Annotated in this window: 1 protein-coding gene; it reads left to right on the forward strand. The window is 52.2% G+C overall.

Going from position 1 to position 255, the window contains the following annotated elements; all coding sequences use genetic code 11:
- Positions 1 to 255 (forward strand): transposase (locus AACY52_RS32005; RefSeq protein WP_339561648.1); only part of this gene is annotated, 255 nt, incomplete at both ends.

Consider the following 255-nt stretch of genomic DNA (forward strand, 5'->3'; position numbering starts at 1 on the left):
GCATGATTACAAACGCCATGGTACGGCGAGTCTGTACGCGGCTTTCGACATTATGAGCGGCCAAGTCATCGGACGGATTACCCAGCGCCATCGAGCCAAGGAGTTTCTGGCTTTTCTGCAACAGATTGAACGCAACACGCCCGCCGGACTGGATCTGCATGTGATTTTAGATAACAGTTCGACCCACAAAACGGCTGCAATCAAGCAGTGGCTGGAAAAGCATCCGCGTTTCAAATTGCACTTCACACCGACCAG

The sequence above is a fragment of the Pseudomonas sp. EA_65y_Pfl1_P113 genome, from assembly GCF_963970525.1.
Classification (GTDB): domain Bacteria; phylum Pseudomonadota; class Gammaproteobacteria; order Pseudomonadales; family Pseudomonadaceae; genus Aquipseudomonas; species Aquipseudomonas tritici.